Below are 9490 nucleotides of genomic sequence, written 5' to 3' on the forward strand. Positions count from 1 at the left end.
TCGCTCGACTTGCATGTGTTAGGCGCGCCGCCAGCGTTCGTCCTGAGCCAGGATCAAACTCTCAATAAAAACTTTGAGTTTGCTTAGCTCGGATCCACTGACTGTGTTCCGCTTTAAGCTTATAGATTGTTATGGTTTAATCTCTTATACCATTTAATTAACTTGGTTCAGTGCTGTGTCTTACGAAACAGCTTATTTAGTATATCCCGCAGAGGCGACTTTGTCAAGCACTTTTTAAATCTTTGTAAAAAGTTTTTTGACGCGTCTTGCGCGACAACTTTTATATCATACCTCGGCGATCTCGATCTGTCAAGATGTTTTTTCAACTTTTTCTCGACGACTTCGTCTCGCTCGAGGCAGCTTATATATAGTAGCATCGTGGGTGTGTTCTGTCAACTGCTTTTTTGTCTTTTTTTCTTCCCGATACTTTTCTTCTATATTATTCTTTGAATGTTTCTTCCCATACAAAAAAGAGCGATGGTCTCGCTCTTTTTCGCGGAGGTTTGTGCGATTTGCCTATTTTTCAGTGGCGCGTAGGACGATTGCTGCAATTTCCGCCCGAGTGATCGGCGATTTTGCAGCCAAGTCGCCGTTTTCTCTGCCGAGGATGATTTTATTGCCCACGGCCCAGTTCATGGCTTCTTGTGCCCAGTCGGAGACGCCGATTAGGTTTTCTTTCGGTGTTACCGCCTCGACCTCGCCTTTACTTACCATGTAGCGGTAGACGAGGGTTACGAAGGCTTCCCGCGTGATCTCGTCGTTCGGCGCGAAGCGATCGTTGCTGACGCCTTTGGCGATGCCTTTTTCGGCGGCCCATGCGATGGGATCGGCGTAGTAGGCGTTGGCCTCGACGTCTGTAAACGGGCCGGCGCCTTTGACGGCAGGTTTGCCTTCCATGCGGTAGAGCATGGTGACGACCATGCCGCGGGTGGCTTTTCCGTTGGGGCTGAATGTGTTTTCCGAGGTGCCGACGAGAATGCCTTTCGCCACAATTTTGTCGACGATGTCGGCGAACCAATCTCCCGCGTGAACGTCGATAAAGCGGGAGGCTTTCGGCGTGGTTTCAGCCGTCGGCTTCTTCACCGGATCCGCAGTGGCGGGACCGGCGGGAATCCATGCAATATAGCCGCCTCGCCGTTTGGACGGTTTATGGGGACGGGCGTGGTTGTCTCCGGGTTTTTTGGGATTCGGTTTGTCGTTTCCGGGATCCTTTTTGTCGTTGCCGGGATCCTTTTTGTCGTCCCCTGCAAGAACTTTCACGTCATCTCGATTTCGAATGCGAATACGACTACCTACGGGATCGACGGAAGACAGGCCGACAGCTTCCACGGTATCGCCGATATTAATCTTCGACATGGATTGATCGTCGGAATTCGGGCGGCCGATGTAGCCGTCGATAAAGATTCGAATGGTGCCGCTGCCGTCGTCGATGACGATTTCGCTCTTGTCGCCGTTGATTTCCTTAACTTTCCCCTTGGCTCGAACCAATAGCCCGGTATTCTTTTCAACGTCGCCGGTCTTCAGCGCCTTCGGTTGTACGGCTTCCGTTTCGTTTAGTTTTTCAACGCTCGTAACGGAGAGTTGACGTTCCCCATGGTAAGCGCCGCGAACGCCGCGTACGCGAATTTTGTCGCCCACTTTGAAGTCGCCGGCGATGGGGAAGATGTTGATGCCGCCGGTTGCATCTTGAATGTAGGCGGAGTCGAAGAAGGCGGTGTTTTTGTCGTAGCCCGAGGCGTTGGAGGTAAGGATACCCTCCAATTGGAAGACCTCGCCTTCCTTGGCTTTTTGTGCATCTGCAATGGTAGATGTCGTTAAACCTTTGGGGTAAGCGGTGATATCCACGTCTTTCGTGTAGGTGCCCTTATCTGTGGTGACTTTTAAGGTAAGGGTGCGTCTGCCGGCGGTTGTCGGCGTGGCGTCGACGGATTTTTCCACTTGGCCTTTGACGTCGTAGCCTTCAGCCTTACCGATTTGATCTTTTCCGTCGAAGACTTCGACTTTCGTTACCTTCTCGCCGTCCGCTTTGAGGGTGTAGTTCAATGTCTTCGCTTCGCCTACGGTGGCTTCGTTGCCGTTTGCGGGATTTAATACAGTGATCCCCGCTACTTTCACATCGCCGGTCCAGATCGGCGCCGTAACCACATGGTCGCCGTCGGCTTGGGTAATGTGCACGTAGTAGTAGGGGTGTCGGTTGTCTAAGGTAAAGGTGAAGTTTGCCGTATCGGCGGCCGATTCCAATGTCTTGACGACCTTGCCGCCGGTGGTGACGATGTCGACGGTGCCGATGCTTTCGCCGTCTTTTTCCGCCACATCCACGGTGACGTTTAATTGATCCTTGGCATCCGTAATGGTGGAGCCCATGATCTTGCCGTCGATGGCAAAGTCCACGGTAATGTTTTTGTCTTCCGAAGCGTAGACACTCAGGTTGCGAATGGCTTTGATAATGTCATCTTTCGTGAGGCCATCGGCAATGACGACGGTGCGTGCGTCGTTGGCATCTCCCCACCTCCCTTTGTGATTGTCTTGGTTGTTGGAGGGAGCCAGTTTCCACCCGGCGTCCAGGGCCTTGGTGTATTCGCCGATGCTGGGGAAGTAGCCGTTGCCGTGCACGGGCCCCTCGCCGTTTCCGACTTCGACGAGCTTCACGTTTTCGTTGATCTTAGCATCGTAGTGGGCAAAGTCGTCGAAGGTGCCGAAGGTCGTGCCCGGATGGTTAAATTGAGAGAATGTCGTGTCGGGGAGCTTTGAGATCAGATCGTAGTAGCGAAGAAGCCCCGCCGAATTGTTCTTGTCGTTTAACTGAGGATCGTTTCTCGAAACGAAGCCCTTGGTGTTAAAGGTGTTCATATGCCCGTAGTTGGCGCCGGATTTCGTCCAGGTCATTTCGTAGCCGTAAAGGGGCACAAAATCCGCCGTGGCCTTGCCCTCGAAATAGGCCTTGTAGGCTTGCCACTTGCTGCGATTGCTTCCGTCCGGTGCGCGAAGGCCCGATTTTTCGTCGTCGATTTTACCGAGATTATTTCCGTCGTCGAAGTAGTTGGAGTGGTCGGTAAGGGCGAAAAAGTCGATGGTGTCGGCTTTCGACGCGTAGTCGATGGCATCGGCCGGCGTGCCGGCGCCGTCGGAGTAATTGCTGTGGGAGTGGAGTTGGCCCCGGTAGTGTTTCACCAGGGCTTCGCCGATATAGAACTTCCAGGTAAATTCCTTGCTCTTTGCCCCGTCTTTTACGACGACTTTCGCTTCCACGCGGCCGTCTTTAAGGTCGGCATCGGGAACGTAGGTGGCTCGGCCGCTTTCGATGGTCATGGCCTTGGCTTCTCCGCCGTTTAAGGAGATGGTGGCCGTCGCCGTATCGGAAACATTGTACAGGGCGACGGAGATTTCAGGCCGCTTGTTTGCTTTTGTGGCTTCGTTATTGGCCGGTTTCGGATCGGCGATTTGGGGCGAATTGTCGACGGTTAGGGTAATCGTCTTTCCGATGGTTTTCGATTCGCCGTACTTAAAGGGCGCATTGTAAAGATCCGTGGACTCATTGCCTGCTTCATCTTTTGCCGTAAAACTTAAGGTGAGGCTGTCTTTTCCGACTAAATCTTTCCCGGGGATGGTGCCCAACCACTTGCCCGTGGCCGGGTTTTTCTCCAGTTGAATGGTCTCGTCGCCGTAGGCGGCGGTAACGGCGGTGGCGCCCACATTGTCCGCCACATCCACGGTAAATGTATAGTCCATGCCGGCACGAGCATCCATCAATTTATCTACGATAATGAAGGGGGCCAGCTTGTCTTCCTTAAGGATGTAGTCCCGATGGTCGTTCATGCGGATTTGAGGATTGCCGCGGTGGGGTGCGATGGCGCCCCGGATGCCGACGACGTCCCCGGCTTTCGTACCCATGGGGTATTCCGGCGTGCGGTAGGAGGGCAAGGTGCCCGTGGCGTCCTTCATGTCGATGCTGTACTCACCTTTGTAGGCGGGTAGGGTGACGTCGTTTATCTGTACGTATTCGTTGACCAGCTTGTCGGCATTTTCTTTAATCTGTGCCACAGTCAACACTTGGGGCCGCACAGGTTTCGATTGACCGACTTTTTTCATCACTTCCACATTGCTCATTTCGGGCAAGCCGTAGAAGGAGACTAAATTTCCTTTTGCTACGACCACATCGCCCAATTCCACGGTCTCTGTGGGGCCGAAGATTTGGTAGCCCCAGACTTGTCCGTCGACCACATCTTCAATGATCAGGGCATTGCCGCCGGCGTAAACATAGGTGGCCACGCCAATGACGGTGACATTTTCCTTTACCGTTTGCGGGCCCTTCCCATCGGGATTCGGGGTAAAGCTGGCGTGGATTTTTTGCACCTGGGGAATGGTGAGTACGTCGGCATACTGCTTCTTTACATTGGCGATCATGGCATCGGTTAAGGGATCGTCCGCTACCGTCGGCAGGGGATCCACCGGCGCCGGACCGTCGCCCGATGTTTTTACCGTAATGTCTTTCGCCTCTTGGACGCGCAATTGGCCCTTGCCGTTATGCACGCCGCAGACGCCGATGACATCCACCGTGTCCGTCGCCTTGTAGTCGCCCTTAGGCGCCCTATAAATTTGCGCGGTGGCGCCGTTTTGTTCCAGAATGGGATCGCCGTATTTGTTTAGCTCACTGATCTTGGCACCTTTAATCAGGACCCGTTTGCCGTTGTACTCATCCTTGCTGAGATCAGCCAAGGTGATTTCCTGAGGCGCAGGCAGGGTGCCTTGGCCCAGATTTTCCACCTTGGTTTGGCTGATTTGCACCTGGCCGGCATAGGCGGAGCGCTTGCCCGTAACGCGGACTTTCGCGCCCAAGGGAAGGGGTGTGGCGACTTTATAGATGTCGATGCCCGCCGTGTCGTCCTGAATAAATGTGTTTCCGTCTGCGCCGGAGAAGGTGACGATGCCTTCTACTACGACTTCCGCGCCTTCCGCCGCATCCCTTGCTTCCTTAACGGTGATGGCCCCTTCCGCGGGAGACGTGGGATCTGTCGGTTCCGTCGGATCGGTAGGTGTCACAGGTGTTTCGTTTAAGTAATCTAAATGGCCCTTATCCGCCTGCACCGCTTTCCAATCTCCACTATTGTCGCCGGTGTAGGCGATCCGTTGTGCGGCGGTGGTGTTGCTTAAGCCATCCGCGGCTTTGCCGGAAAAGATCTTGGCCGTGCCGACGCCCAAGGTGTCGATGACGTTACCGGCATTATCGTACAGACGCAGGGCGAAGTTTTTGCCGGACATAAGGATGTTTGCTTCCGAATCAAATCGGGGCAGATCTTCTGTGCCGCCGCTCCCTTGCGCGCACTTCATGACGTAGTAGGCTCCCGGGGCTAAATTTCCCTGAAGTTGCGCTTCAGACGAGGGATTGCCACCTGTCTTTTTCGCACTGAAATAGCCCACCTTCATGCCCGTTAAGTCCACGGGTTTATCGCCGGTATTTTTCAAAATAATGTAATCGTTCTTGTAGGCGGCGCCGGAATTCCCTCCGCCACCGTACGCTTCATACAGGACTACGCTCGGCGTTTGGCCTTGTGCCAACGCATCAACCGGCACAAAGCCGATGAGCATGCACAAAACCAGAACCAGAGCCATAATCCTTCGTTGTAATCCGTCCATTACCTCATTCCTTTCTGTTTCTCTCCGTATCCTTTCTTGGCTACTTTAACAGGTAGATGAGATCAAAACATTGGGCACGGGTAAAATCCAGATGAAGTTCTATGTATGCATTTAGTCTCGATATACACAACACATCCCGTGGCGGAAAACAACTTTCCTTCAATAGCAAATACTTGGCAAACATTGTGACTTTATGGCCGTTTTCTGATAGAATAAGGGCGTAGGGAATCCTACATCCATTCATCTATGTCTGATGGTGCTCCTTTGTTTGATAGAGCGAAAGACGCCCCTCTTCGGAGGGGCGTCTTTTTTATTTCTGTATTTGTTATTGAAAGATGGACATTTTTTCGATGCGGTCGAAGGCTTTGTCGATGGCATCCACGCCGACGGTGACGGCGAGGCGCAGAAATCCCCGGCCGCTTTCGCCGAAGGCGGAGCCTTTCACGGTAAGCACGTGGGCTTCGTCGAAAAGTTTTTGCCACACCTCGTCTTCCGTAAGGCCCGTGGGGCGAATGTCCACGAAGAGATAGAAAGTGCCCGTGGGCTTGGCGATGCGGATGTTTTTCAGCCGCATAAGCCGCTTGTAGGCGTGGAAGGTGCGCTTTTTAAATTCTTCCACCACCTCAGGCTGCAGGTCCTCGCGGTGGGTGAGGGCGTAGAGGGCGGCGCGCTGGGAGATGGCCGGGGCGGTGTAGACATTGTTTTCGTTTACGGATTTCGCCGCAGCGATGAAGTCTGCCTCGCCCAGGATGTAGCCGATGCGCCAGCCGGTCATGGCGAAGTTTTTTGAAAAGGAGCGCAGGGTAATGGTGCGGTCTTTGCATGCGTCCAGGAACGCCATGGGCACAAAGGGGCCGTCGTAGGAGAAGGCGGTGTAAATATCGTCGGCTATTAGATAGAAGTCTTTTTCTTCCGCCAGGCGGCCGAAGGCTTCCAGCTCTTCTTTTTTCAGGCACAGGCCCGAGGGATTGTTGGGGGTGTTCACGATCAGGGCCTTGGTTTTGTCCGTGACCTTTTCGCGAATCACATCGATATTCGGGCGAAAGCCCTCGTCGGGATTCGTGGGAATGAACACGGGCACGCCGCCGGCCATTTTCACCTGATCGGCGTAGGGGGCGAAGTAGGGCTCGATGATCATGACTTCGTCGCCTTCATCGAGCATGGTTTCGAGTACGAGCCACATGCCGTGGCAGGCGGAGGTGGTGATAAAGACATTTTCAGGCGAAAGATCCACGCCGTATTCCTCTTTTTGAAAATCCACAATGGCGGCGATGAGTTCGCCGTCGCCACGGCTGTCGGTGTAGTGGGTGTGGCCCGCCCGGGCATCCGCCGCCGCGGCGTCGATAATGGCCACAGGCGTGGTGAGGTCGGGATCGCCTAAGGTGAAGTCCACCACATCGGGATGGGCCTTGGCCAAGTCGGCACCCGCCGCCAGGCCGCCGGATCCGTGGGCTGCATATTTTTTCGAAATTAAGGGCTTCATCATGCTTCCTCCTCTGTGGCTTCGTTTTCTGCTATACTAAAATTATTGCAAGAATTTTATAATCCTTTCAGGAATGGTTCTATTATAAAGGAGGCTTCGCGGAATGGCAAAAAAATCGGACTACACAGTGCCCATGGTGGAAAAGGCGCTGCAAATTTTGCATTTTCTCTTGGAAAACGGCGGCGCCCACGGCACCGGCGACATTGCAAACCGCCTGAATCTGCCCAAGGCCAGCGTGTTTAAAATTCTCTACACCTTGGAGAAGGAGCATTTCGTGGCCAAGGACAGGGAGGATCGCTACCGATTGGGCCTGGGTTTTATTCCCTACGACGCCGAGGTCAGGAATCGCTGGGATTTCACCACGGTGACGCGGCCCATTATGGAGCGGGCCGTGGCCGCCATGGGGGAAAGTTTGAATCTGGGGATTTGCGCCGACGACACCATCGTGGTTTTGGACACGGTGGCCGGGGAAGATTTCTATATTATGCGCCACTTGATCCCCGTAGCCCCTTTGTATTGCTCCGCCATCGGGAAGATTTTTCTCGCCGAATACGAGGAGGAGGATTTGGATTTGTACCTGGGTCGCCACGAACTCGCTCCCCGCACCATTTCCACTCTGACGACGAAGGAGGCCCTTTCCGCGGATTTGCAGGAAGTAGTTGAAACGGGCACGGCCCACGACCGGGAAGAGTACGAATACGGCCTGACCTGCATGGCCAAGGGCGTGTATTTTCAAGGCAAGCTCATCGCCGGGGTGAGCCTTTCCGGTCCCACGAGCCGTTTGGAACACAAGGGCATGGACCGCCTGGAAGAGGCCCTGGCCGACGTGGCCGACGCTTTGGCGGCGGAACCGGGCTTGGGGACCCTCTTGTCTCTGTGATTGTCCTCTACTTTCTCGCGCCGATCCTTTTTTACAAGATGCAAAACGCGGCCCTTCTCGTGCCCGGGCTTTTGTGGTCTCGGGAGAAGCCCCGCAGAATCAAAATCGCGGCCCTCGCCTTTTTTCTTATTACCCTCGCCCTTTCCCTTCTTAAAATAAACGGGGCACCGGCAGCCCTCGCCGCCTCTCTTCTTCTCCTTGCCTACGGCCTTTTTTACATGAAGCGGCCCCTTTATCTGCCCGCCATTCTCTTTCTCTTGCTTTTTCAGGGCGGCCTCTTGGCCTTTCGCGGCACCTTTCGCCCCGCGGCCCTCGGCCAGGCCTTGTCCTACGCCTTTACGAATCTCGTCTTCGTGGCATCGGAGGAGGCGTTTCTGAGGGAGGTCTTGCGAAAGAAATTGGGATCGGGCTTTTTCCCCGCCCTTTTACTGGGCCTGCTCTGGGGCCTGTGGCACGTGCCCTTTCAGCCGACGGCGGATTATGCGGCCATTCAAATCCTTCACGCCGCGGCCCTGAGCCTGGTGATCGATTCTGTTTACGAAGTCTCGGGCCTTCCCACGGCGATTTTTCTTCACAGCCTACATAATGCCCTGCCCCTCGCCTTTCGCGCCGCCTTTTCCCCGGCGGATCACCTGCTCTTTTTCCTCGGCTGCTGTGTATTTTCGTTCTTCGTAACGAAAGTTACGGCGACAAACTCCGCAAGACTCTATTATGGAAGAAAAGGAAAAGACGAGGAGGATATATGAGTTTATTTTTAGCACCGATTCACCAAGTGATGTACGATAAAATCCACTACACCGACGATTTGGCCACCGCCCTGGCTGAAAAAGATCCCGCCACGGCCCGGGCCTTGGAGGAAAATTTCCCCTCCATCGAAAAAGAGCCCCTGGAAGCGGTCATCGACACGGGAAATATTCACGGCTGGCTCGCCGAGCGGGTGGTGCTGGCGGAAAAGCGCCTGGCTTTCGCGGCCTGCGCCCTGGCGAAAAAAGACCGCGCCGGGCTAATGGATGCCGTAAAAGATTTCGGGCGAAGGGAAGCTTTTTCGGGAAGCGCCGAAGAGGCCTTTTTCCTCTACGACAGCCGCTTTTTAAACGGCATGCCTTGCGACCGCATCCACATGCCCGAAGAAGCGGAAGAAGGCGTCGCTTGGCGCATCACCCGGGACGTCCACGGCGAATACTACGACGAGGCCGGCCTTTACGACGCCCTTATCGCCGCCTGGTGGGACGGCTTGTTGGAAGAAAGCGAATTGAATTATTTCCGCGACGGAAATTTATGTACGGTGAATCAGAACCACCGGCTTAGCCGGTGGTTCAGACTGCAGACAAACTCCGAACAAAACTCGGGGTTTGTCTCTTTTTTGTGTATTTTTTCCATAAATCAGCAAAAGAAGGGCCGTCGCCTCCTCCGTCCCGCTCTTTTCGATCCATCATTAGTGCCAGTTTTTTCATGTTCATGCATGCAAAGGTCAGCACCGCTTTCAGGTCCAT

Annotated in this window: 5 protein-coding genes and 1 rRNA gene; 3 read left to right on the top strand and 3 right to left on the bottom strand. The window is 54.3% G+C overall.

Going from position 1 to position 9490, the window contains the following annotated elements; genetic code table 11:
- The 3 genes from DG046_RS09310 to DG046_RS09320 all read right to left on the bottom strand — a co-directional run.
- Positions 1–69: ribosomal RNA gene (locus DG046_RS09310) — 16S ribosomal RNA — on the bottom strand; the annotation flags it as partial.
- Between the two features lie 447 nt (positions 70–516).
- Entirely contained in the window at positions 517–5634 is a 5118-nt protein-coding gene (locus DG046_RS09315; RefSeq protein ID WP_108832230.1) for a CehA/McbA family metallohydrolase, read from the bottom strand.
- Positions 5635–5959: 325 nt separating this feature from the next.
- Positions 5960–7120: an aminotransferase class I/II-fold pyridoxal phosphate-dependent enzyme gene (locus DG046_RS09320; protein ID WP_199909618.1), complete on the bottom strand. Its 1161-nt coding sequence runs from the start codon at positions 7118–7120 to the stop codon at positions 5960–5962.
- Between the two features lie 100 nt (positions 7121–7220).
- On the opposite strand from DG046_RS09320, the gene DG046_RS09325 reads away from it, so the two are divergent.
- The 3 genes from DG046_RS09325 to DG046_RS09335 all read left to right on the top strand — a co-directional run.
- Positions 7221–7997, top strand: coding sequence for an IclR family transcriptional regulator (locus DG046_RS09325; protein ID WP_108832231.1), 777 nt, complete (start codon positions 7221–7223; stop codon positions 7995–7997).
- A complete protein-coding gene (locus DG046_RS09330; protein WP_108832232.1) occupies positions 7994–8743 on the top strand; it encodes a CPBP family glutamic-type intramembrane protease in 750 nt (249 codons plus the stop codon). Before DG046_RS09325 ends, DG046_RS09330 begins: the two co-directional genes overlap by 4 nt.
- The coding region (locus DG046_RS09335) for a hypothetical protein (protein ID WP_108832233.1) at positions 8740–9490 on the top strand (751 nt) is incomplete at its 3' end. The genes DG046_RS09330 and DG046_RS09335, both read left to right, overlap by 4 nt.

The sequence above is a fragment of the Aedoeadaptatus coli genome, from assembly GCF_900343085.1.
Classification (GTDB): domain Bacteria; phylum Bacillota; class Clostridia; order Tissierellales; family Peptoniphilaceae; genus Aedoeadaptatus; species Aedoeadaptatus coli.

Excerpts from the sequence above, each read along its gene's own strand:
- DG046_RS09320 (WP_199909618.1), bottom strand. The coding sequence starts at position 7,120 with ATGATGAAGCCCTTAATTTCGAAAAAATATGCAGCCCACGGATCCGGC.
- DG046_RS09315 (WP_108832230.1), bottom strand. The coding sequence starts at position 5,634 with ATGGACGGATTACAACGAAGGATTATGGCTCTGGTTCTGGTTTTGTGC.
- DG046_RS09325 (WP_108832231.1), top strand. The coding sequence starts at position 7,221 with ATGGCAAAAAAATCGGACTACACAGTGCCCATGGTGGAAAAGGCGCTG.